Here is a 23989-nt window from a genome sequence, read left to right as displayed (position 1 = left end):
TGAGCTGATGAAAAATAAAACTGTATTAATAGTAGAAGATGAAAAAAAAATAAACAAAATGATATGCGATTACTTTAAATTTAATAATTTTAATGTGGTTAGTGCCATAGATGGATTAGATGCCGTAGAAAAATTTAATGATGAGATAGATTTAATGATTTTAGATGTTATGTTACCTAAATTAGATGGGTTTACGGTATTGAGACGTATAAGGAAGATATCTGATGTTCCTGTGATTATGGTTACTGCAAGATCAGATGAAGAGGACGTTTTAATGGGTTATGAGCTAAGGGTAGATGATTATATTACAAAGCCCTTTAGCTTAGAAATCTTAATAGCGAAAAGTAAGGTGATTTTAGATAGAATAGATGCTATGTTTAACTCGAAAGAAAATAATGATGAGCACGATTTAGAGTTTAATGGGATAAAATTAAATAGACTAACAAGAGAAGTTTATATTGATAGTGAAAAAGTAGAAATAGAATTAAAGCAGTTTGAAATTTTACAATATTTAATGGAAAATAAAAATATAGTTATAAGTAGGGAAAAACTTTTAGAAACAATATGGGGATATGATTATTATGGAAACACTAGAGTTGTAGATGCTCAAATTAAGAAGTTAAGAAAAAGCTTAAAGCATAAAGCTTATTGTATCAAGACTATTTTTGGGGTAGGGTATAAATTTGATGTTGAATAAATTTCTAAAAAAAAGTATAACCTCTAAATTATTTTTTATGAATCTATTAATTTTAGTTTCCATAGTTATTTCTCAAATTATTTTTCAGGTAATATATTTTGAAAGTTATTATTTAAATAAGAAAGAAAACATATTAGAAGATAATATAAAAACCTTTGAAAGTTTTATTAAAAAAGAAAGTAATGTTGATGAGATAATCAGGTTTATTCAAAATGTTAAGAGTGAAGACAACATAGCGTTATCCTTTAGAGATTCAGATTTAAGCAATGGCATAGGACTAGAGTCTTATATGGGAAGTAGATATGTAGTAGTTAACGATGAAAAACATGGGAAAGAATATAAAGTTATTTTAGGAGAGCAATTTTCTAATACAGATATTAAAAGAAACGATTATATACAGGTAGCAGGTATAGAAGGTGATTATGGATATGTATTTCCCCAAAGTATTTTTATCAATGGGATAGAACTTGAAAAAATCTATGAAATAATACCTAGCAAAATTAATAATTCAGCTATGCAAGTGATTCCATCATATAATATTAACTCATTAGAAAAAGATATATATGTAGATGGTATTATAGGAGAGGTAACTAAAGAGGACAATAGTTATAATAGTTTAGCTAATGCAGATTTATATTTAAGTGATGAAGAAAAAATAAATATAATTAGTAATGAAAATTATAGTGCTAGAGTTAAAAATAACATTAGTGTGGATGAAATATTATTTAGTAGCAAGGCAGTAGATGGTGGGTATATTGTTGCAGTAACTCCACTTGCTGAGGTAAATGAGGTAATTGGAACTATGAATAGTTATTACTTTATGGTGTTTTTTATAGTATTAATTTTGGTTATAGTAATTTCATTAATATATTCTAAGATAATGACAAAACCCTTAGTCGAGATGAGTAACATGGCAAAGAGGATATCGGAATGTGATTTTCAGTATAAGTATAATGTTAATAGTGAAGATGAGATAGGTGTGTTAGGTAGTTCGTTAAATTTAATTTCTGAAAACTTGGAAAAGAGCTTAAGTGAATTAAAAGATACTAATTTAAAACTTAAGAATGAAATGGAAGTTCAAAAAGTATTAGAGGAGAAGCGTAAGGAGTTAATTTCAAATATATCCCATGAACTTAAAACTCCTATTACTATTATTCAAGGTAGTATTAATGGAATAAAGAGTGGAATGTATACTACGGAGATGTATGAAGATATTTTAGATGAGACCAGTAAGATGAATGATTTAGTGAAAGAAATGCTAGAGATGTCGAAACTAGAATCACCTAATTTTAAGATTAGTAAAGGTCCATTTGATTTGTGGAGTATGGTTTTAAAGGAAAAAGATAAGTTAAGGTCTATGATTAAACATAAAGAGGTTCAAATAGAGTTTAATGATAATGATGAGGATGAGATGATTGTATTTGCCGATGAGAAAAGAATAAATCAGGTAATCACGAATTTACTTACTAATGCAATTAAATACACCCCAGAAGGTGAAACTATTAAAGTAACTATATCACAATCAAAAGATTATGATGAATATGTCTTTAACATTGAAAACTTTGGGGTTACATTAAGTGATGAAGAAGTAGAGAAAATATGGGATTCATTTTATAGAATAGAGAAGTCGAGGAATAAGAGTTTTGGTGGAACAGGATTAGGGTTATCTATAGTAAGAAGAATATTAGAGCTACACGATAGCCATTATGGTGTTGAAAGTGAAAAAAATAGCGTGAAATTTTATTTTACATTAAAAAAGTGTAGGGGATACTAAAAATGAATTACAACCTAAATTTGAAAAGGTGAAAAATGAAATTATACTCTAAACAGCGTGTAAGTTAAGTTTGAATTAATAAATTATTTTTTTGAACAAGTATTGATAACACCTTTAATTGTAGAAGCATAGTATATCATAGGTACTTGTTTACCTACATTTTAATTAAAGGAGTGTTGTTTATGAGTTCTAGATGTAATTGTGGTTGTGGCCGTGAATATATTGAAAATCTTTTATGTGAATATAAGAAGATAGAAGAGATGTCAGATGAAAAATTTGAGCAAGCTTTAAAAGAACTACATTGTGCTATTGAAAATTTAGAAAAAGGCATATGCTTAAATGAACAAGGGGAAGAAATATTAGAACAAATTAATAAATGGCTTCAATGCTATGGCTGTGAATATGGGTTAAATGTGAATTCATGCAGATGTAAAAAAATAGCTGAAGAAATGGAAAGACTTAGTTGTATAATAGAAAAATTACAAGAAGAAAGTTTATGTCTTGCAGAAAAGTCTTATGAAAAATTATGTGAGGCAAAAAAACTTGGATGTAAATTAGAAAAATTACAATGTGAATATATAAATTGTATTAAAGGTTGTGGTTGCTAATTAAAATTTAAAATATAAAGTAAAGCTAGGAGAAATCCTAGTTTTATTTATGCTGGTTATTGTGATTAAAATTACTAGATGATACAATAAAGTAAAAATAAGTAATGAGATATTCCTTATACTTAATTGGAAATCAAGGGGGATAATATGAAGATTACAATAAGTACAAAAACCATAAAACCAATGATTAAAATATGTGACACAATCTTAACAGGAATGTGTCATTTTTTTGTATAGGGGGAATAAATATAGATAGCATATTGAGTTTTAGTGGAGGAGTTATGAAGTTAAAAAGAATTTTTCTCATATCTTATATAATACTAATTGCTGTAATTAATATTATAATTACGTTGACAGCATTTAACTTTGAGTTAATATATGTAGATAAAACTTATGAATTGTTTATACTAATGATTATTTTAGAAACTATTTTCTATTTCATTATTAAGGGGAAACATAAGGTTAGTGTGGTTTGTGTTTCAACTATATTTATTCTTGTATCAATTTTTTTATTACTTACAAGTACTGTGACAAAGCAATATATATATAAGTCTCCAAATGGAAAAACTACAATTATAGCTGCTCAAAAAATGACAGTTATTGGATCAGAGCGTTATGTAGAACTTTATGAGAAGAAATTTTTTATTCTTATGAAGGAGATTCCACATCCAAAGTGGCAATGGATAAAGGGAGTTATTGATAATAAAGAGGATGTAAAGGTAACATGGCTAGATGGGGACAAGGTTTTAATAGAAATTCCTGATTCAAATTATGAGAGAATATTTGAGGTAAATAAAAAATAGATTAATTATTTGTTGATAAAATTATTTTCTGGGACAGGTTGTTATTTCAAAGTATATATTTTACAATTATAGGAGTAACTTAATTGTTGCGATTACTTTTAAATCATGGGGGGAAAATTAATGGACAATGAATCACGTAGCAGCGTTAACTTAAGAAAACCAATAATATTGACATCTTTATCAGCGGGAGTGATGTCCTTTTTGTTAACTATATATAGTAAAGAGTTGAATATGAATGCCATAGAAATAACAGGGTTATTTTCGGTATTGTCACTAGTATTACTAATTATGAAGCCTATCATCGGTAAAGCTTCTGATAAATTTGGACGAAGGCCTATATTAATTACCGCTATGGTAGGATATGCAATTGCATATGGAGTATTTTCAATGGCAGATTCATCTATTGAAATATATATAGCTAGAATACTTCAAGGCTTTGCAGCAGCGTTAATGACAATTTCAACCTATGCAATTATTTCGGATACTACAAAGGTGGAGAATTTTTCAGAGGAATTTGGGAAAAGAGGTTCAGCAAGTTCTACAGGTATTTTATATGGAATTATTTTAACATTTATTGTGTTTTCATCAACTAAGTTTATGAAGGCATGGCAGATTTTATTTATTATATTTTCATTGGCAGCAATTTATGGAGCTTTCTATGTTATAAAAAAAGTTCCTGAAACTAAGAATGGTTCAGCATTTGAAGGAGAAAAAAAGAAAAAACTTTCAATAGATACAATAAAGATTCTGATAATATCCTTTATAACATCTCTAGGAGGATCAATATTAGGGCCAATATTTATGATATATTTACTTGATAAGTTTAATAACGATATTACTTTAGTGGCCTATGCATATATACCTTCACTTATAATTGAAAGTATATTATCTCAAAGAATAGGTAAATTCTCAGATAACAACGGAAAGAAAAGATCTATGATAATTGGAATTATTGTATGTGGAGTTGTAACGATAATTACTCCTGGTGCTAATTCAGTTATTATGCTAGCGGCATTATGGTGTTTTTCATCAATAGGTGGAAGCTTATATAACCTATCAGAGCAGGGAATATATACTGAGGTAACAAATGAAGGTTCAAGAGGCGAAATGTATGGAGTTTATACCATGGTGGGAAACTGTGCTGGTGTAGTTGGACCTTTAATAGGAGGAGTACTTTATGAAACCGTATCACATGCAGCACCATTTTATTTAAATGGTATTATGATGTTTGTGGTAGCTGGATTAACCTTTGTAATGGTTAAGAATAAATATGGGGCTGTTAAATAGTGAGAAGGATTGAACTTTACTAAAATGGATGAAGGAATGGGGTAGGTGAAACCTCAACTGATTTTAGGGGTAAGTGAGGCAGAAAAAAATATTGCACCAATTAAAGCCGTATGGGGAAAGGTAGAAGCTGATATCGGAATTAACCGTAGAGATGAACATGGTATTTTAGATAGACGTGTAGGCGTTCTTAAAATTGTAGATTCTGACATGGATGTTTTTGTGGGGTTTCCAATGAAGTCATGTGTGAGCTTGCTATTGATGTAGTTAAGGCATGTAATGATGACCTTATTCATTTTGGAGCATATACAAATGGTTGTGATGGGTATCTTCCAACTATTGCTGAATATGATAAAGGAGGATATGAGGTATTGCACTCATATTTAATTTATTATATCTACAATGGTATAGTTATGCCACTTAATCGTGACACAGCTGACGAGTTGGTAAGAATAGTGACTGAACAATGGAGGAAAATGAAACAAGGTTATGAGCATAATGTATAGTTTGGTTGACTCAACTTTCTATAGAGTGTTTAGTTTATTATAAAGATATTAGATGGCTTATCTCAAGGGATAAGCCTATTTAGTTTTTCTATAAAAAAAGTATATGTTATACTCGTTATGGTGAGCCGTATGCTTTAAGATGGGGTGCATGAGTCTATGGAGGAACATAGGGGTGACACCTGATTTACTCAAAAATGGAGAAAACACTATAAGATATTTGCAAAAATTGATAAAATACAAATATCAATCAACTAGTGAAATTTTTATATTCGCATTTATTATATTAATAAAAGAAGAGCAGAGTGTTTAGTGGAAAATAAGTAGATGTGAAACTTATAATTGATATGATAGATGTAGAGAAAGTATAGAGAATTAGAAGTTAAGATTAAAAGGATAAATGAAGGGGGAATTATAAATGAATTATAAAATTCTTGTAATTGATGATGAAAAAAATATAGTAAGATTATTAAAAGACTTCTTTGAAATTCAAGGATTTTCAGTATATACAGCATACAATGGGGTACAAGCTTTAGAAAAAGCGGCATTAGACCTAGATATTATTTTATTAGATATTAATATGCCAGAGATGGATGGTATAGAGGTGTGCAAAAGAATAAGAGATTTTGTATCATGTCCAATTTTATTTTTAACAGCTAAAATTGAAGAGCAGGATAGGGTAAAAGGGCTAATGGTAGGTGGCGATGATTATATTTTAAAGCCATTTAGTATAGAAGAATTAGATGCAAGAGTTAAAGCTCATTTAAGACGTGAAGAACGTAAGGTGAGCAAAGATAGGGTCAGGTTTTTAAAAGAATTAGTTATATCATATTCAGAACGAAAGATATTTTATGAGGGAAAAGAGATATCTCTTACAAAGACAGAATTTGATATCGTTGAGATGCTGAGTATGAATAAAGGACAAATATTTACTAAAGAAAAAATTTATGAAAACCTGTGGGGATTTGATAAAGATGGTGATAGTAGTATTATCACTGAACATATTAGAAGAGTACGTGTAAAACTTGCAAAATGCACTAATAACACATTGATAGAAACAATTTGGGGAGTAGGGTATAAATGGATTGGATAGATGAGAAATTATTACAGGTTAAGAATAGGTTGAAAATGCAATCGCTAAAAAAGGCATTAAGTATATATTTAATTATTGCCATTAGTTCAGTTGTAATTGTTTATTTAGTAACGGTGGTATTTTGCGAGGGGTGGAGAACTCTAATCTATCAGAAATATTTAGTTGATAAAAATAGCCCCGTACCTATTAGTTCTTTTGTTAATTTAGATTCAGTAGACCTAATGATAATAACATTAATTGATATTGTTCAAAAGTTTTCTATTTTGATTTATTCAATTATTACAATTGTTATTACATCTAATATTTTTTATAAAAATAAGATTGAAGAACCAATTTTAATTTTGAAAGAAGAAGCTAAATATATTAGTCGCAATGATTTAAGTTTTTCATGCTGTTATGAAAGTGGAGATGAAATGGGTGAAATATGTGAAGCTTTTGATAAAATGCGTATACAGCTCTCAAAAAATAATGAAACGGTATGGAGCATAATGGAGAGTCAAAGACAATTAAATGCTGCATTTGCTCATGATCTTCGTAATCCACTTACAGTAATTCAAGGATACACGGAACTTCTAGTTAAATATTATCCAGAAGGAAAAATCAGTGAAGAAAAATTATTGGAAACCCTTGAATTAATCCAGTCCCAGGTAAATAGATTAAAGGAATTTTCAGAGACAATGAAGGATATTCATACCTTTGATTCAATGGAGACAAATCCTAAAAAGAATAATTTGGAAATAATAGGCAGAAAGATAACAGAGATTGTCAATGGGTTAAAGCTACATCATAGCATGGAAATAAAAATTGATAATAAATTACCAGTGACAGAAGCATATTTTAATGAAGGGATTATTTTAGAGGTTGTAGATAATTTACTATCTAATGCTCTTTCCTATACAATGTCCAAAGTTGATATCATTTTAGAGGAAGAAGAGAATTTACTTTTTATTTATATACGGGATGATGGCAAAGGATTTTCACAGGAGGATTTATATCTTGCCTCACGACCTTACTATACAAATAGATTAGAGTCAGGTAACCATTTTGGAATCGGGCTTACCATTTGCAAGTTATTATGTGAAAAACATGGAGGTGAATTGAAGCTTACAAATAGTACAAGAGGTGGTGCTATTGTATGCGCAAGTTTTTTAATTATGTAGATAGAAAATAGTGAATTGCTTGTTAGAATTTATTTAGGCAGTTGAAGATAAGAAGATAAATAGTAACTCAAAATAACCGAGGATACTGACTTATCTATTTTAAAAGGTGCCTTATAGTAAAAATATTGGGAGGGTGAAATTATGAATACCGAAATTATTTTAAGTGATGTGAACAAATTTTACGGTAACAAGCAAGCTTTGAAAAATATAAATTTAAAAATTGAAAAAGGTATGTTTGGATTACTAGGGAGAAATGGTGCAGGAAAAACTACACTTATGAAGGTAATTACAACTTTGTTACCTACTAATGGTGGAGAAGTTACCATATGTGGTGTAAATGTAAAGGAAGGAAATAAAATAAGAGAAATGGTAGGCTATTTGCCACAGGATTTTTCTATGTATGGTAACATGACTGCATATGAGGCCATGGACTATCTAGGAGTTTTGTCAGGGTTAGACAAAAAAACAAGGAAAGAACGAATACCTAATTTATTGGAAAGTGTAAATCTACAAAATAACATGCGCACTAAGGTAAAGGCTATGTCAGGTGGGATGAAAAGAAGACTTGGGATTGCACAAGCTATATTACATGAACCCAAGATTTTAATTGTAGATGAACCTACAGCGGGACTAGATCCAGAAGAAAGAGTACGTTTTCGTAATCTACTTTCTGAAATTGCTAATGATAGAATTGTTATTTTATCAACTCACATTGTTGCAGATATAGAAGCGACCTGTGACAAGATTGCAGTTATGGATGAAGGAAATATAATTTATCATGGCACAGTTACCGAACTTTTAGTTAAGACTGAAGGCAAAATATATTCAGCCAAAATATCTAAGGTAGAGCTAGATGAAGTAAAGAAAAAATATCTTGTTACAAATATGTTAATGATGCCTGGTGAGGTAAATGTAAGATTTGTTGTAGATCATAAGGAAAATTTATTTGAAGGTGCTACACTTTGCACACCAAATGTTGAAGATGCATATATGTATCTTATGCATGAGAAAAGAGGTGCTAAATAATGTTTATAACACTGTTCTTAAAAGAGTGTAAAGAAATATTAAAGAGTAGCACTTACTATATATTTTTGGCATGTATGATTATTTTTTTTATTACACAAATGGGACAATTTGAAGGTGTAACAAAACCAGTAGAAGGGCTGCAAGATTATGGTTACAAATATAGTGATGATACAAATATAATTATGGAAACAACATTACAAAGCCTGATAGGAGAATTTAGCAGAAATCAATATGTCACGTATCCAATTGGGTTTTATAAAGAAGTAAAATTAAATGATGAAAAACAAAATCATATATTTAAAATCATACAAGAAGTAACAGGAATTGAAGAAGAAGAACTAAAGATAGAAATTGAACAATCTTTGAACAATTTAAACTCAAAGGAGAGTTTAACGCTATATGATAGTTTAATGTTAAAGAATGGACTTCAGTTTAAAGAGTTTTCAGAGTATATGAATGAAGTAGATGAGTTGCTCGGCGGTGGAAGTGACTATAATATTAATTCTATGAATAAAAATGCAAGGGTTCCAGAGACCTATGAAGATGAACTTAAGGTATATGAAGATATTATTTATAAGGATAAGGTATCAGGAGCCTACGCAAGATTATTTAGCGATTATATGGGAATTGTTTTAGCTATTCTTCCTGTATTTTTAGCGGTTACGAGAGTTCTTAAAGATAAAAGGTCAAAATCGTCAGATGTAATTTTCTCAAAGAAAGCAGTGTCAACAACTATTATTATATCTAGATATTTAGCAACTATTATAATGATATTAGTTCCACTTCTTATAATTAGTATTACACCTACCTTACAATCTATGTATTCTGCAAGTAGCAATGGGGTTGATGGAGATTTATTTGCCTTTGTAAAATATATTTTTGGATGGTTGATGCCAATTGCAATGGTTTCAGTATCTATGGGTTTTTTCTTCACAGAACTTACAAATGGACCCATTGCGATATTGATCCAAGGAATATGGTGGTTTGTAAGTATTTCATTAGGGGCTTCAAATTTGGTTGGTAATGTTGGGTTAAATTTGATTCCGAGATTTAATACCTTGGGCGAGTATGACATATATATAAGTGTGTTTAATGAGTTAGTAGTAAATCGTTTATTCTATAGTTTTATTAGCGTTATATTAATAATAGCCACAATATTTATATATGATATGAAACGAAGGGGGGTACTAAACATTAATGGAAAGATATTTAAAAATCGCAAAGGTAAATTGGAAGTTTAATTTATTTCCACACGTAATAGTTGCATTTATGATTTGCTTGATATCCCCTCTTATTATGGGTGTGGAAAATTTGAATTATTTGCAAACTGCTAAAATATTAGACGTATATATATCATTATTAGGGCTTATATTATTGGTTCCGTTGTTTATACCAGATGAAGATGAAAATATTTTGGATTTAGTAAAATCTAAAAAAGAATCAATGGCAGTAATTCATATAATACGGTTACTTGAATCAATACTATTTTTAACTATTTTTATCCTGGGATTTTTATTTTATCTCAAAACAAAATCATGCAACTTTCCATTTACAGAGTATTTCTATGGAACAATGGCAAATTGTATATTTATTGGTGGATTAGGAATTTTGATATACAGTATATTTAATAATCTTGCAGTAGCTTATATGGTGCCTATGCTTTATTATATTATGTGTTATGGAGCAGGTAAAAAGTATTTGGGCAAATTATATTTGTTTTCAATGATGAGAGGAAATATTGAGGATAAAAAATATTTATTAATTTCAGGAATTGCAATGATTACTGTAGGGATTATGCTGAGAAACATTAAAATACAGTTATTAAATAAAAGCTTGAAAAATTAACTGGGATGAGGTATTATTAAATTAAAAATTATAAATTAAAGATTGAGAATTTATAATTAAAGATTAAAAAACATAAAAATATAAAATATAAAAATTCTATGAAAAGAAGAGTACTTATTTATTAATATCTAACAGCGAGTAAGGATAGAGTGGAAGCCTTATAAGATATAGAATGAGGAAGAGGGACTTTGAGAAACTGCCTGAGCATTGTAAGGGTATGTCGTTAACTGCGTTAAAGTTTCGAGTGACTAATTTTTTTAGTTAAATTGAGTGGTACCGTGGAAATACTCCGCCTCTTTGTATGATAAGAGGCGGATTTTTTTATATAAATTTATAGGAGGTAAGGTTATGAAAATATTTATTGATGAAATAAGTGATTTAGTTAAAAGCACTTTTCAGGAGTGTGGATATGATAGAGAAACGGGTAAGGTAAATGTATCAAATAGACCTGATTTATGTCAGTATCAATGTAATGGGGCTTTAGCCAATGCAAAAAAATATAAGAAGGCACCAATGATAATAGCTGCGGAGGTTGTTGAAAAATTAAAAGATAATAAGATATTTTCAAAGCTAGAGGCTGTAGCACCTGGATTTATTAACATGAATATTAATGATGAGTTCTTAATAGAGTATGTTAATAAGGTGAATAAGGATGAAAACTTTGGATTATCAAAGGCTACTGAAGTTAAAAAGATAATTGTTGATTATGGTGGAGCTAATGTTGCTAAACCACTGCATATAGGACATTTAAGATCAGCAATAATTGGAGAAAGTATAAAAAGAATAGCTAAATATATGGGTCATGATGTAATTGGAGATGTTCACTTAGGTGATTGGGGTCTTCAAATGGGAATGGTTATATCAGAAGTTGAAAGAAGAAACCCTTCTTTACCATATTTTGATGAAAACTTCACAGGAGAATATCCGGTAGAAGCTCCATTTACAATAGATGAATTAGAAGACATATATCCATATGCAAGCAGTCTTGCTAAAAGTGATGAAAAAGTTATGGAAGCAGCAAAACAAGCTACAGTTGAACTTCAACAAGGTAGAAGAGGATATTTTGCTCTTTGGAACCATATTTTAAATGTATCTGTTAAGGATTTAAAGAAAAACTATGGTGCATTAGATGTTGATTTTGAATTATGGAATGGTGAAAGTGATGCACAGAAGTTTATTTCACCAATGATTGAATCCTTAAAAGAAGGCGGATATGCAAAAGAGAGTGAAGGCGCTTTAGTTTTTGAGGTAAGTGAAGAAACAGACAAGAGTCCAGTTCCACCACTTTTATTATTAAAATCAGATGGAGCATCTTTATATGGAACTACTGACTTAGCTACAGTAGTAGAGAGAGTAAGAGATTTAAAGGCTGATGAGATAATATATTTAGCGGATAAAAGACAAGGACTTCACTATGAGCAATTCTTTAGAGCTGCTAAAAAGTCAGGTATTGCAAGTGAAAATATAGCATTAGACTTTATAGGCTTTGGTACAATGAATGGTAAGGATGGAAAACCATTTAAAACTCGTGAGGGTGGAGTAATGAGACTGGCTGATTTAATTAATATAATTAAAGAGGTAGGTAAAGAAAAGCTTAAAGATAATAAAAATATAGGAGCTGAAGATGTTGAAGAGATTTCTTCAAAGGTTGGTTTAGCTGCATTAAAGTATGGGGATTTATCAAACCAAGCTTCTAAGGATTATATGTTTGATATAGACAGATTTGCATCTTTTGAAGGAAATACAGGTCCTTATATTCTATATACTATAGTAAGGATTAAATCAATTCTAAAGAAGGCAAGTAGTGTAGACAAAGATACTAATATATTAGTACCAAAAAGTGATGCTGAAAGAGATTTAATGTTACAATTAGCTAAGTTTAATGAAGTTATTGAATTAAGCTTTAGAGACAGAGCACCACACAGAGTTTGTGAATTTATTTATGAATTATCTAATAACTTCAACAAATTCTATAATGATACAAAGATTTTATCAGAAGAAGACGAAAGTAAAAAACAATCTTGGCTAACACTAATTAATCTTGTGAAGGATGTATTAGAGCAAGGATTAGATTTATTAGGTATGGAAAGTGTTGAAAGAATGTAATATGGGAATTTAATTGCTATTGCGGATCTAATCTTTTAAATGGGATTAGAGAGGGGTTAGTAATGACAACATTTCATTACATTTATAAAAATCAAAATTGAAATATTAAACATAAGCCAATGATATTAAATATGTCATTGGCTTATGTTATAATTTGGATATAAAAAAGTATTTATATGTTGTTATGTAAAATGTATAAATAGCAATATGTGGAGGTAGGCAAATGGGGAATAAAATACAAAGGATTAACAGTTATGATGATAAGAGGTTTGATACTGATATATTAAAACAGCATGGGGCTTTCATTGTTGAAGGAAAGTATAAATGTGCATTTAATATAATAAGTGAAAATTCTGCTATTGTTATATTTGATAAAGAAATTGATGTGGCTGAAATCATTGATGAATTTAGATTTTATTCAGAGCATATAATTAAATTTTATAATATTCATGGAGAGCTGATAAAGTCATTTCCGTCAGTTGATATATTTGAAATAAATATAAAGGATATTCAACCTTCTCAATTTTTTGTGGATATAGATAAAGTTAAAGCAATAGAAGATTTCATAAAAAGTGAGGAAGATATTTTTATTCCACTTACTAAAATAGGTGATTCCTTTACATCATTAGATGGACATACTAGACTTTATTATGCAGTGAGTAAAGGGTATTCAAAGGTGAATGGATATTTAACGGAAGCTGGAGACTACATAGAAGGTTTTATAGACGAGGCAAGAAGGAGAAAGATATATTCACCCTTTGACCTTGAATTAATATCTCATGAAGAATATGAAATAAAATGGCATAAGTTTTGTGATGATTTTTTTAGAGAGAGGGAGTGAAAATCTGATAATAGAATTATAGGAACTATTCAACTACGTCACTTTTTAACTGAGGAATTAGAAAAACATGGAGGACACATAGGCTATGGCATTCGTCCCACTGAGAGAAAAAAAGGTTATGGTAAGCAACAATTATTACTAGTTTTAGAAATTGCAAAAGATATGAAAATTCCAAAGGTAATGATTATCTGTGATAAAGATAATATTGCTTCAAGCCAAACAGCGATGAGTTGCGGTGGCATATTAACAGATGAAAATTTCCATGAAGGAAAAGAACAACAAATATATTGGATTAATCTTTAATAATAAGCATAATTTGAAGTAAGTGTCTTGCATAGTATGTAGGTAAAGTGGGATAAGGCACGTGAAAATAAATAATAAACCAATTTTTATAAAGAATAGTATCCTTAACTTAAATATATGGTTAATAATATTGGAAACAAAAAACATATAAGATGAAAGGATACTATATTTTATGATACATGATTTTTTAATAATTATTATATAACCTTAATTTCTTTAATTTGATACTCTCCATTTCGTAAATCTAATTTAAATAGACCACCTGGGACAGATTCTATTATGTTGATGTCTTCTCCACAGTAAGGTGTTTGATTATCTACTAATGTCTTTAACACAGCACCATGGGTTACAATTAATATATTTACATCAGAATATACGCTATGGTAGTAATTTAAAGCTTGTATTGCTCTTGAAAAAACATTCTCTTCGGACTCCATTTCAGGGACGTCAAAATCGGGAAATTTTAATTTAATCTCTTCTTGTAACAACCCTTCCGCTAAACCAAAAGATCTCTCGATAAATAATTTATCACTTATTATTTCTCCTTTGTAACCAACGCCATTTGAAAAAATCAACGCACTCTCATTGGCACGAGATAGAGGGCTAGATATAATATAGTTAATATCACCAATGCTTCTTTTGAAGAAAAAAGCAACTTGTTCAATCTTCTTTTTTCCTGTTTCATTTAGTGAAATATCCGTGTGTCCTTGCAACCTATCAATAGTATTCCAATCAGTTTCTCCATGTCTTAATAAAAAAATACTCATAAAAACAGCTCCTCCTTTTGAACTAAAAATAACATTCGTACAAATCACCAAATTAAGTTGTATTTTACATTTAGGTGGAAATGTAAAGTTTACCGCTTCAATTATCATACATGTATATATTAACATATTTGGGTTTAAATTAAATATAAAATTTCTCTAGAGGCCTTAAACATTGTAGGCTCTAAGGCTACATTGGGCTAAGAACATAAAAACATAAGAACATAAAAACATAAAAATACGTAAATCAAAATAACTTTAAATGGCAAATATAAAATTTAATTTATAGTTTAACATTTAATTTGCAGGTAAAGCGAAACAGTATTGAAATTTGTTCTTTGAAAATTGAATAGTGCTATATTTGAAAATATGCTATAATATGGATAAAACAAATTGATTTGGAGTGTAGTTGTAGGTATGACGAAATAAATCAGAGGAGGATTATAATGAAAGTTTCTGTAAACGAACTATTAAACATTGAAGAATTAGATGCAAGAGGCATATTTGAAGGGGTTAAGTATCCTTGGGAAGCTCTTACAGAAATTAAGGATTTCATTTTTGAATACGCAAAAAGTCTGCCAAGGGATTTTGAAAGAATAAAGCGCAGGTTCCCCATTACAATTATGTTGGTGATTCAATATTAGGGTATAAAGCCCATTTGGGGGCAGGTACAATAACCTCCAATTTAAAGTCTGATGGAACATTAGTAAAAGTAAAATATGGTACAGATATTGTTGAAACTGGTTTAAGGAAATTTGGTGCAATTGTAGGCGATTTAGCTGAAGTAGGATGTAACTCAGTTTTAAACCCAGGGACAATAATAGGAAAAGATAGTATTGTTTATCCATTAAGTTCTGTAAGAGGTTATATTCCAGAGAAGAGTATTTTGAAAAGTAATGGTGAAATTGTAGAGAGAAAATAAAATCAAGGAACCAGGATATCGTATTAATTCAGAAGTGAATTTCACTGTGTTTTAATTCTTATTTTTCATACAAGCCAACTCAGTAGAGGTAGAAACTCTTCGAGTTCCAAAAAAATAACAAAAGGACAACATTGGGTAATAATGGGAGGGTTAAAGAGAAATGGAACTTCTGTATAAGTCAATAAGTGAAAATGAGTATGATGAGGTAATGGTATTGTTACTTCAAGATATTGAAACAAGTGAAGAGTTTTTATGGGCATTGCAGAATAAACCTAGAACACTGATAGTGGTATACATGAAAGGCAAAATTGTTGCAGTAGCACTAATAATATCAGGAAAAAAGATGTCTAGCTTAAATGTATTTGTGGCACCAAAATATCGGCATAAAGGAATTGGACAATCTATAGTCCAGTATGGTGAAAATAAACTAAATAAAGAAACAGGCAAAATCATGACAAATTTTCATGCAGATAACGAGGTGTCAAAAAGGTTTGCAAGGAGATTAGGTTATGAGCGGAAATTTTCAAGTGCTTATATGAAGCATACAGAAGGAAAGTTTCCAATTGGCGAATTTCAAATAAAGGTGTATAGTGATGAAGACTATTTACAAAGTCATGCTTTGTATGCAGAAGCTTTTCATGAAATGCGTATTAAAGTAGGAGATTTCCCTGATTCTGAGATTGAACAGCCAAGTGAAAAAAATCGACAAGAGTGGAATTTTGATGTAGCTAATCGTTTTACATACTTGGAAAATGGTGAAATTTCTGGACATGGACATTTAGAAGGAAATGAAATTGGGAGCGTATCAGTAAGGACAGATTTACAAGGACGTGGCATAGGAAAAAAATTTGTTATGTATTTATGCAACGAAATATATAATCGTGGTTATAATGAAGTTGTGTTATGGTGTGTTATTGGAAATAATGCTAGGAAATTATATGACAGTCTAGGTTTTAAAGAAATGTACATTGAAGAATTTGCTTGCAAAAATATTCATACACTAAATACTATGAATATTTAATGTAAAATCTAAGTGATAAATAGGAATTTGTCGGGGAGTACAAGTTGTATTTTATATAAAAGAATTTGTAGTGTAGATACTATTAATAAAGATATTAAAGTAGTTAATTCAATTATCTACTTTAATATCTTTATTATTTCTTTATTTTTATTCCATTAAATCTAAACTATTGAGATATAAAATAATAGTAGTAGATAAAAGATAGGATGTGGAATAATGATTAAATTAAAAAATGTAACAAAAGAGTTTCAAGTTGAAAATATTAGACAGAGAGTATTAGAAAATATTAATTTAGAAATCAAAAACAATGAATTTATAACTATTATGGGGCCATCCGGAGGTGGAAAATCAACTCTATTACAAATAATAGCCCTATTAACAGACAATACAACGGGAGAAATTTACTTTAATGATGAAAAAGTAAGTTTCAAAAATGAAAAAAAGATAAACTCCATAAGGCGGGATAATATATCTTTAGTGTTTCAAAATCCTAACTTAATATCTTCTCTTAATGTAATTGAAAATATAGTCATAGCAAGTAACTCTAAGGAGAGTTATAGAGAGAAGGTTAAAAAAGGTAAAGAACTATTAGATAAAGTTGGATTAAAAGATAAATATTACGCAAAAGTAACTTCATTATCTGGTGGGGAAGCGCAGAGAGTATCCGTAGTTAGAGCTATAATTAATGAGCCAAAGCTTTTATTATGTGATGAACCTACAGGGGCTTTAGACTCCACTAATAGTAAGAATATAATAGAACTATTAGTAGAAATAAAAAGAGAAATTGGTTGTACCTTAATTATAGTAACTCATGATAAAAATATTGGAAATTTAGGTGAGAAGAAAATATTCTTAAAGGATGGTGAACTGTATGAAATGGATAAACATCTTTAAGATATATAGCGTAAAAAAGATAAAAAAGGATAAACTACTTTTCTTATTTACTGCCATATCAATATTGATTGCTACAAGTATTTCATTAATAATTCCTGTTATTAATGCAGAAAATCAAAACTATATAGAGAAAAATTTAATAAAGATTAATGGTGGAGATTTAAGTATAGTTGTTAGGGGTAATCAACCAAATGAGTTTTATGAAAAGGTAAATGAAATAAAAGAAGAAAATTTTGAAGTAAAGGAAAGCACTCTTCAAAATTGCTATTATGAAAAAGACAGTAACTATATAATGGGAACAATTGCAATTGGTGACTACTCATTAAATGATGATGAAATAATTTTACAAAGTACACTAGCAGATAGCTTAAAGGTAGAAATAGGCGATTACATAGAATTAGATACTAGAGGTAATGGGAAATTTAAATATAAGGTTAAAGCTATAGAAACCCTAGCTTCAGCTGTTGATAGAGATGCTAAACTATTAGGATATGGAAAAGTTAATAAAAAGAGTGCATTAGAAAATATTAAGGGAACTACATTTATAAACATTAATGGAGAAGATATAAAAAGTTTGAATGAGGATTTAGTGAAAATTAATCCCTCTAATGAGTATAAAACAGTTGAAGATGTAGAGATTGAAAATAGAGATGAAACAATGCTGCAGAAGGTAGTTTTAAGTATCTTAAGTACTGTAGGATATATTTTTTCAGCCTTAGCAATAATTAGTACAACTTTAATGATTATAATGAAAAGAAAAAAGGATATAGCTATATTAAAGTTACTAAGCTTTAAATCAATAGATATTAAAAAAGCTTTTATGGCAGAATTCTCAATTTGGATATTATCACCTATTCTAATTAGTGGATTAGTCAGTTATATAAGTATTCAATGGATTTTAGAGTATGGAGGGATTATAGTTGAGAACATTAGCAATGATAGCTTCTTACTTATGATAAAAGGTATTTTATTTAATGGACTTATTTTTTTGATTCTAATATTAATAGCATTAAAGATTATAGATGGAATTAAAGCAATGGCAATAATTAGAGAAGATGAAGAAGAGATAAAAAAGCAAAATAGAAGAATTTTAATATGGAGTATTTTCATTATACCAATACTTTTAATTTTATATTCTATATATTGTGGAACTATAGAAAATATTGGTGGAGTTTTAATAATAATATCGTTACTATTAATATTTTTGATAATAACATCAATTACTATAAAAGTATTTTCTAAACTACCATTTAAAAGTAATTTAATATTTTATAGCTTTAAGGTAATAAGGAATAGATTCTTATCATTTGTTCTAATATTGATGAGTTTAACTATTACTTTATGGTTTGTTTTAATAGGATTTAACTTAGAAGCTTCAATAAAAAATAATTATAAAAGCTCTTTGGAAAGTATTCTACCTTATAATTATTATATAGAAGGTATGGATAGCTTTGAGATAGAAAAAATACTTAAAGCTAATAGTCAGATACAAGGCTTTATAAAATCTTCATCAATAGATGGCAAGATACTAAATGAAAAATTTAATGATAGATTTAGGGTAGTTACAATAAATGAAATAAATAAAGAAGATTATGGTGTAAACTATAATATTTTATATGGTGAAGATCTTTTTAAGGGAGAAGAAGGAATTCTTATTACAGATGATTTAAGAGATAGATCAGCAATTAATATTGGAGATATTTTAGAAATTGAAACAGACAAGGGTATAATAAAAGAAAGAGTAAAAGGTGTATATAAGTCAGGTGGAATAAATACATTATCTATATTGAAAGAAAATGTGTCTTTAGGAGAAGATATTGGATTCCTAGTACAAGCTAAAAGCAGCAGTTTTATGGATGACTTAAAAAATAGCACTGTTGTAGCTATTTCTGATATGGGAGACAGGATGGCAGTTTATATATCAAGCTTTTTAAAGGTATTTAGAGTACTTTCTATTATATGCTTTTGGGGAACAATACTATTTAATATAAATATGGTCTTTATGAATTGTAGTAAAGATGAAAGGGATGAAGAAATTTTAATAGCTCTAGGCTATAGTAAAGATTTCATAATAAAGAGTCAAGTAGTAAAAATGGCAATAACAATAATGTTAGCATCTGTTTTATCACTAGGAGTCTATGGGTTAATAATTAAATTTTTCTTTGCAATTATGACTAAAGCTTCAGGTGAAATTTCAATAGAAATTATATTAATTAATATATTATTATCAATAATAATTACAATAGTAAGTTTTGCTCCTGCTATAAGAAATATTATTAGAAAAAAAGAATTGAATTTGCTTAGAGAAGATTCTTAAGGGTATAATTGATAGGTCTATGTAAAAGAGCATAGGCCTATTTTAATAAGATAAATGAAATTCACCAAATTAGGAGGTACATTAATGGAATATAAGCTTTTGATAATAGAAGATGATATAGATATAGCTATAATGGTAAAAGAATATTTAAGAAAAGAAGGATATGAAATTTTTATTTGCAATACAGGTGAAGAAGGGTTAGAGGTTTTAAAAAGTAAGGAAATAGATTTAATACTTTTAGATGTTATGATGCCAGGCATAGATGGATATGAAACTTTAAGTAAGATTAGAGCTTTTTCAGAGCTACCAGTAATAATGATTACAGCAAGAGGACACCAATTAGATAAAGTTATTGGATTTAAAAAAGGTTGTGACGATTATGTAGTAAAGCCTTTTGATTTAGTAGAATTAAACTTAAGGATTCTTGCTATTTTAAGGAGGGCAAAAGTAGTGGAGACACTACCAACTTCACAGATTAAATATAAGGATTTAATAATAGATAAAGAAGCATACAAAGTTACAAAAGATGAAGGGGAAATAAAGCTAACTAAAAAAGAATTTTATATTTTACTTTTGCTTATGGAAAATCAAGGCAAGGTATATACTACAGAAATTATATATAATCTTATTTGGAAAGAAGAATATATAGAAAATGATAATTCTGTAATTACTCATATTAGAAATTTAAGAGATAAGATAGGGGATAGGGTTAAGGAATCAATATACATCAAAACTATTTGGGGAGTTGGATATAAAGTTGAAAAAGAGAATTAAACTAAAGGGAGAACTAGTACTAGGGATTGTTATTTCAATTATTATAGGTTGGATTCTAGCAGCCTTAATAGCTAATGGATATAGAGATATTGTATATAGTCAGAGTAAGTTAGAAAAATTAGCAATAAACAGAAATGAAGATAGGATAAGTGTATTAAATAATTTTATTGATATAAATAGTAAGAATGAAGAAAAGGTAAAAGAAGGGTTTGATATCTTTTCAAAAAATCAAAATGGCTTAGAAAGAGATAATATTTATTTAGTTGATAATACAGGTATGGTAAAAAAATATAATGGCAAATTCCCTATTAAACAGATTGATCTTACTCTAGGAGAAGGAAAACATATTAGTTATACAAATACAAAATATATAGCAACAAACATCATTAGAGTTAATGAAAATACATTATTGGTATATATGTATGAAAATTATTTATATAATGATTTAATGATGATGATTGTATGGGTTATTTTATCCGCTATAATATTTATTCTTCTAGTTGCTTCAAGAGTAAGGTATATAGGAAAAATAAGCGAAGGTGTAAAAGAAATAGCCAAAGGAAATTTATCTAATAGAGTAGATATAAAATATAAAAATGAACTAACAACATTAGGTGACGATATAAATTATATGGCAAGTGAGCTTCAAGTTCAGGATATGAATCAAAGGCAGTTTATAACAAACATCTCTCATGATTTAAGAACTCCACTAACTACTATTTTAGGCTACTCTAAAATGATTCAAAATAAAGTGTATTCAAATGAAGAAGAACTAGAAAAATATATAAGTACAATAAATAAAAAAGGGAACTTATTAAAAACTATGTTAGATGATTTTTTTGATTATGCAAAGCTATCATCAAAGGATATAGAAAAGGAAAATACTTCAATCAATTTAAATGAAATGATAAAGCAATTACTTGATGAAGAAGAGATTAATTTAAAAAATAAAAACTTAATTATTAATAAAATTATAGACAACAAGAAAATATTTACTTATGGAGATCCAATATTAATTGCAAGGGCCTTTAACAATGTAATAGGCAATGCAATAAAGTACTCAAAAGAAAATACTACAATTAATATTGTAGTAAAAGAAGGGTCTAAAGAAGGTGTAAATTATGGAATAGTATACATTGAAAATACAACGAAAAATATGTTGACAGAAGAAAATATAAATAATTTTTTTAGAAGGCTATATAAAGTAGATAAATCAAGAAAAGAAGAAGGAAGTGGACTAGGACTTGTTATAACCCAAGAAATAGTTAAAGGTCATAGAGGCTTTATAGATGTAAATTTAGTTAATGGAAAAGTTGTATTTAAAATTGGATTAATAGCAGAAGTTTAAAGCTATTTAAATGTATTAAGATTAAGTGTTTATTCATTTGTTATAAAGAAATTCAAAATTGAAAGACTAAAGGCTGCTCTAAATTATTTACAGGGCCGGTTTTTTTATTTGGTAGAAACTCCCCTACAAATTCCAATTTTGCAATTAGGTCATTTATAGAAACATAAAGAAAAGGTAGTAAACAATTTTATGTTTTACTACCTTGTTTAGAAAGCTCATTTAAAGCTTCATCGTATTCATCTACTATAGAATCAATTAAGGGTGTATTTTCTTTATGTTCAAACTTTTCTTTAGCTTTTTCGATAGCAGCATGTAATTTTCCTTGTAGCATTTCTTTAGGTGGCAATTGAGTCATATATTCTGCCACATGCATTCCGCTAGCATCTAATTCTAATAGTTCAACTTCTTCTGAACTTTTTTCAGCACATAATATTATAGCAATTGGATCTGCTTCACCTTCTGCCATTTCATTCTTTTTAAGCCATCTCAAATATAGTTCTACCTGTCCTTTATGCTCTGGTAGGAACTTACCTAATTTAAGTTCTATGACTACAAGTCTTCTTAATTTTCTATGATAGAACAATAAATCAATATAGTAGTCAGTATCTCCAACTGTTATTCTTACTTGACGTCCCATGAAGGCGAAGTCTCTTCCCATTTCAAGAATGAAATTTTCAAGCTCTGCTAATATTGCATTTTCTAAATCCTTCTCACTATATGTATCCTGTAACCCTAAGAAATCCAATACATAAGGATCTCTAAAGAATAAATCCGTACTCATTTTATTTTCTTCATTTAATAATTTTAAATCATTCTTTATTGTTTCTTCTGGCTTTTTAGAAATTGCTGTTCTTTCATATAGCATTGAATTGATTCTCTCAGTCAAAGTCCTAATGCTCCATCTCTCATTTATACTCATAGTTATGTAAAATTCTCTTTTTAGAGTGTCTGAGATAGTTATTAATTTTAACAAATGAGACCAAGATAATTTTACAGACAGTGTCTGTAAAATTTCAAAACTGCCAAATGTATCATATAACCTAACCATGTTAAATAAATTTGCTTGGCTATATCCCTTCCCATAATTACTACTTAGTTCTTTACTAAGTTCCTTTATTATAGCTTTTCCATATTTAGCTCTAACATCTTTTAATATTTCAGTTTTAATTATTTTCCCTATACTCCAATAAAGTATTATCATTTCAGAATTTATTGCAGTAGCAAGTCGACTTTTGCTTCTATCTATTACTTTTATTATTTCAGAGTATACATAATTTATATTATTAACATTACTAATTTCTTTCATATAAAACACATCCTTTACCAAAAAGATTATATCATAATAAATCAATACTTTAATATAATCAACTTGAACTTAACTATATAAACTATAAAAATAGATTAAAGATTGTACATCTCTACAAATTCCAATTTGGCGATTGGAATTACAGGAACAATCTGATTATATGGAAGTGCAATTAATAATATTTGATCTTAGAAAATAAATATGCGGTATTTTTGATTCACCATTCAAGGAAAATACCCATAAAAAAAAGAGATAAAACTATTTAAAATTTAATTTAGTTAAATGGGTTAATATTAATTAGTATAATTTCTGTCAAGTTCTAAAATTTCACCTGTTAAAGGGTCCAAAACGTAATTTTTTGATTCACCTTCATTAACAGTTAAATAAAGATAAAATATATTATTCATCAGTATATTTTTAGGAAAATCTCTATGAAGACCAGTTACAGGTATGGTACTTCTAAAGGTATCATCAATTAAAAATTCGTTATTTTTGTCATTTTGAAGATGGTTCTTTAAAATATTAACACCATCATTATAGGTGTATTTAGGAATTGCAACATATATATTATATCTTGTTTTTGGAACAAATGGATTATTT

General features: G+C 28.7%; 24 protein-coding genes. 22 read left to right on the top strand and 2 right to left on the bottom strand.

Annotated elements, in window-relative coordinates:
* Positions 1-7: 7 nt before the first annotated feature.
* The 15 genes from RSA29_RS00580 to RSA29_RS00510 all read left to right on the top strand — a co-directional run bounded on the left by RSA29_RS00580 (position 8) and on the right by RSA29_RS00510 (position 14043).
* The gene (locus tag RSA29_RS00580; protein ID WP_346941837.1) at positions 8-697 is read left to right on the top strand and encodes a response regulator transcription factor; all 690 of its coding nucleotides are present in this window, start codon (positions 8-10) and stop codon (positions 695-697) included.
* A 37-nt stretch (positions 698-734) separates the two neighbouring features.
* A complete protein-coding gene (locus tag RSA29_RS00575; protein WP_346941838.1) occupies positions 735-2471 on the top strand; it encodes a HAMP domain-containing sensor histidine kinase in 1737 nt (578 codons plus the stop codon).
* 182 nt (positions 2472-2653) lie between these two features.
* Complete coding sequence (locus RSA29_RS00570; RefSeq protein WP_346941839.1) at positions 2654-3079, top strand: hypothetical protein; 426 nt, start codon at positions 2654-2656, stop codon at positions 3077-3079.
* 281 nt (positions 3080-3360) lie between these two features.
* Positions 3361-3882: a hypothetical protein gene (locus RSA29_RS00565; RefSeq protein ID WP_346941840.1), complete on the top strand. Its 522-nt coding sequence runs from the start codon at positions 3361-3363 to the stop codon at positions 3880-3882.
* Between the two features lie 120 nt (positions 3883-4002).
* A complete protein-coding gene (locus RSA29_RS00560) occupies positions 4003-5169 on the top strand; it encodes an MFS transporter (protein ID WP_346941841.1) in 1167 nt (388 codons plus the stop codon).
* Positions 5170-5214: 45 nt separating this feature from the next.
* On the top strand, positions 5215-5433 hold the full coding sequence (locus RSA29_RS00555) for a hypothetical protein (protein WP_346941842.1): 219 nt from the start codon (positions 5215-5217) through the stop codon (positions 5431-5433).
* Positions 5409-5672, top strand: coding sequence for a hypothetical protein (locus tag RSA29_RS00550; RefSeq protein WP_346941843.1), 264 nt, complete (start codon positions 5409-5411; stop codon positions 5670-5672). The genes RSA29_RS00555 and RSA29_RS00550 overlap by 25 nt, the downstream gene beginning before the upstream one ends.
* Positions 5673-6087: 415 nt before the next feature.
* On the top strand, positions 6088-6762 hold the full coding sequence (locus RSA29_RS00545; protein WP_346941844.1) for a response regulator transcription factor: 675 nt from the start codon (positions 6088-6090) through the stop codon (positions 6760-6762).
* Complete coding sequence (locus tag RSA29_RS00540) at positions 6750-7922, top strand: HAMP domain-containing sensor histidine kinase (RefSeq protein WP_346941845.1); 1173 nt, start codon at positions 6750-6752, stop codon at positions 7920-7922. Before RSA29_RS00545 ends, RSA29_RS00540 begins: the two co-directional genes overlap by 13 nt.
* A 141-nt stretch (positions 7923-8063) precedes the next feature.
* Entirely contained in the window at positions 8064-8948 is an 885-nt protein-coding gene (locus tag RSA29_RS00535) for an ABC transporter ATP-binding protein (protein ID WP_346941846.1), read from the top strand.
* 74 nt (positions 8949-9022) lie between these two features.
* Positions 9023-10189 (top strand): ABC transporter permease, encoded by a 1167-nt coding sequence (locus RSA29_RS00530; RefSeq protein WP_346941847.1) that lies wholly within the window; start codon positions 9023-9025, stop codon positions 10187-10189.
* Positions 10146-10793, top strand: coding sequence for a hypothetical protein (locus RSA29_RS00525; RefSeq protein WP_346941848.1), 648 nt, complete (start codon positions 10146-10148; stop codon positions 10791-10793). The genes RSA29_RS00530 and RSA29_RS00525 overlap by 44 nt, the downstream gene beginning before the upstream one ends.
* Positions 10794-11141: 348 nt before the next feature.
* A complete protein-coding gene (gene argS / locus RSA29_RS00520; RefSeq protein ID WP_346941849.1) occupies positions 11142-12899 on the top strand; it encodes an arginine--tRNA ligase in 1758 nt (585 codons plus the stop codon).
* Positions 12900-13122: 223 nt separating this feature from the next.
* Positions 13123-13740, top strand: coding sequence for a hypothetical protein (locus tag RSA29_RS00515; RefSeq protein WP_346941850.1), 618 nt, complete (start codon positions 13123-13125; stop codon positions 13738-13740).
* Between the two features lie 15 nt (positions 13741-13755).
* Positions 13756-14043: a GNAT family N-acetyltransferase gene (locus RSA29_RS00510; protein ID WP_346941961.1), complete on the top strand. Its 288-nt coding sequence runs from the start codon at positions 13756-13758 to the stop codon at positions 14041-14043.
* A 197-nt stretch (positions 14044-14240) separates the two neighbouring features.
* Here the strand turns inward: RSA29_RS00510 and RSA29_RS00505 are convergent, their stop codons facing one another.
* Positions 14241-14810 carry a histidine phosphatase family protein gene (locus RSA29_RS00505; protein WP_346941851.1) on the bottom strand — a complete coding sequence of 190 codons (570 nt, stop codon included), beginning with the start codon at positions 14808-14810 and terminating at the stop codon, positions 14241-14243.
* Positions 14811-15253: 443 nt separating this feature from the next.
* Here RSA29_RS00505 and RSA29_RS00500 point away from each other — a divergent pair, with 443 nt between their 5' ends.
* The 7 genes from RSA29_RS00500 to RSA29_RS00470 all read left to right on the top strand — a co-directional run bounded on the left by RSA29_RS00500 (position 15254) and on the right by RSA29_RS00470 (position 22083).
* Positions 15254-15451 (top strand): hypothetical protein, encoded by a 198-nt coding sequence (locus tag RSA29_RS00500; protein ID WP_346941852.1) that lies wholly within the window; start codon positions 15254-15256, stop codon positions 15449-15451.
* 14 nt (positions 15452-15465) lie between these two features.
* Positions 15466-15729 (top strand): hypothetical protein, encoded by a 264-nt coding sequence (locus tag RSA29_RS00495; RefSeq protein WP_346941853.1) that lies wholly within the window; start codon positions 15466-15468, stop codon positions 15727-15729.
* Between the two features lie 160 nt (positions 15730-15889).
* Positions 15890-16750, top strand: a complete 861-nt coding sequence (locus RSA29_RS00490; RefSeq protein WP_346941854.1) for a GNAT family N-acetyltransferase — start codon at positions 15890-15892, stop codon at positions 16748-16750.
* Positions 16751-16966: 216 nt separating this feature from the next.
* Positions 16967-17644, top strand: a complete 678-nt coding sequence (locus RSA29_RS00485; RefSeq protein ID WP_346941855.1) for an ABC transporter ATP-binding protein — start codon at positions 16967-16969, stop codon at positions 17642-17644.
* Entirely contained in the window at positions 17622-19961 is a 2340-nt protein-coding gene (locus RSA29_RS00480) for an FtsX-like permease family protein (protein WP_346941856.1), read from the top strand. Before RSA29_RS00485 ends, RSA29_RS00480 begins: the two co-directional genes overlap by 23 nt.
* 84 nt (positions 19962-20045) lie before the next feature.
* Entirely contained in the window at positions 20046-20735 is a 690-nt protein-coding gene (locus RSA29_RS00475; protein WP_346941857.1) for a response regulator transcription factor, read from the top strand.
* Positions 20719-22083: a HAMP domain-containing sensor histidine kinase gene (locus RSA29_RS00470; protein WP_346941858.1), complete on the top strand. Its 1365-nt coding sequence runs from the start codon at positions 20719-20721 to the stop codon at positions 22081-22083. Before RSA29_RS00475 ends, RSA29_RS00470 begins: the two co-directional genes overlap by 17 nt.
* A gap of 187 nt (positions 22084-22270) precedes the next feature.
* On the opposite strand, the gene RSA29_RS00465 is transcribed toward RSA29_RS00470, so the two are convergent.
* Positions 22271-23389: a PDDEXK nuclease domain-containing protein gene (locus RSA29_RS00465; RefSeq protein WP_346941859.1), complete on the bottom strand. Its 1119-nt coding sequence runs from the start codon at positions 23387-23389 to the stop codon at positions 22271-22273.
* Between the last annotated feature and the right edge of the window lie 600 nt (positions 23390-23989).

Source organism: Clostridium sp., assembly GCF_036660475.1.
In the GTDB taxonomy this organism is placed as follows: domain Bacteria; phylum Bacillota; class Clostridia; order Clostridiales; family Clostridiaceae; genus Clostridium_J.
The sequence above is the reverse complement of the archived record's forward strand: the minus strand, read 5'-3'. Positions and strand labels throughout refer to the sequence as shown.

Bases quoted from the DNA above. Each gene is read 5' to 3' on its own strand.
- RSA29_RS00515 (WP_346941850.1), top strand. From the start codon at position 13,123: ATGGGGAATAAAATACAAAGGATTAACAGTTATGATGATAAGAGGTTT.
- RSA29_RS00575 (WP_346941838.1), top strand. From the start codon at position 735: ATGAATCTATTAATTTTAGTTTCCATAGTTATTTCTCAAATTATTTTT.
- RSA29_RS00540 (WP_346941845.1), top strand. From the start codon at position 6,750: ATGGATTGGATAGATGAGAAATTATTACAGGTTAAGAATAGGTTGAAA.
- RSA29_RS00500 (WP_346941852.1), top strand. From the start codon at position 15,254: ATGAAAGTTTCTGTAAACGAACTATTAAACATTGAAGAATTAGATGCA.
- argS (WP_346941849.1), top strand. From the start codon at position 11,142: ATGAAAATATTTATTGATGAAATAAGTGATTTAGTTAAAAGCACTTTT.
- RSA29_RS00570 (WP_346941839.1), top strand. From the start codon at position 2,654: ATGAGTTCTAGATGTAATTGTGGTTGTGGCCGTGAATATATTGAAAAT.
- RSA29_RS00465 (WP_346941859.1), bottom strand. From the start codon at position 23,389: ATGAAAGAAATTAGTAATGTTAATAATATAAATTATGTATACTCTGAA.
- RSA29_RS00560 (WP_346941841.1), top strand. From the start codon at position 4,003: ATGGACAATGAATCACGTAGCAGCGTTAACTTAAGAAAACCAATAATA.
- RSA29_RS00475 (WP_346941857.1), top strand. From the start codon at position 20,046: ATGGAATATAAGCTTTTGATAATAGAAGATGATATAGATATAGCTATA.
- RSA29_RS00565 (WP_346941840.1), top strand. From the start codon at position 3,361: ATGAAGTTAAAAAGAATTTTTCTCATATCTTATATAATACTAATTGCT.
- RSA29_RS00480 (WP_346941856.1), top strand. From the start codon at position 17,622: ATGAAATGGATAAACATCTTTAAGATATATAGCGTAAAAAAGATAAAA.
- RSA29_RS00525 (WP_346941848.1), top strand. From the start codon at position 10,146: ATGGAAAGATATTTAAAAATCGCAAAGGTAAATTGGAAGTTTAATTTA.
- RSA29_RS00505 (WP_346941851.1), bottom strand. From the start codon at position 14,810: ATGAGTATTTTTTTATTAAGACATGGAGAAACTGATTGGAATACTATT.
- RSA29_RS00535 (WP_346941846.1), top strand. From the start codon at position 8,064: ATGAATACCGAAATTATTTTAAGTGATGTGAACAAATTTTACGGTAAC.
- RSA29_RS00545 (WP_346941844.1), top strand. From the start codon at position 6,088: ATGAATTATAAAATTCTTGTAATTGATGATGAAAAAAATATAGTAAGA.
- RSA29_RS00580 (WP_346941837.1), top strand. From the start codon at position 8: ATGAAAAATAAAACTGTATTAATAGTAGAAGATGAAAAAAAAATAAAC.
- RSA29_RS00490 (WP_346941854.1), top strand. From the start codon at position 15,890: ATGGAACTTCTGTATAAGTCAATAAGTGAAAATGAGTATGATGAGGTA.
- RSA29_RS00485 (WP_346941855.1), top strand. From the start codon at position 16,967: ATGATTAAATTAAAAAATGTAACAAAAGAGTTTCAAGTTGAAAATATT.
- RSA29_RS00530 (WP_346941847.1), top strand. From the start codon at position 9,023: ATGATTATTTTTTTTATTACACAAATGGGACAATTTGAAGGTGTAACA.
- RSA29_RS00550 (WP_346941843.1), top strand. From the start codon at position 5,409: ATGTGTGAGCTTGCTATTGATGTAGTTAAGGCATGTAATGATGACCTT.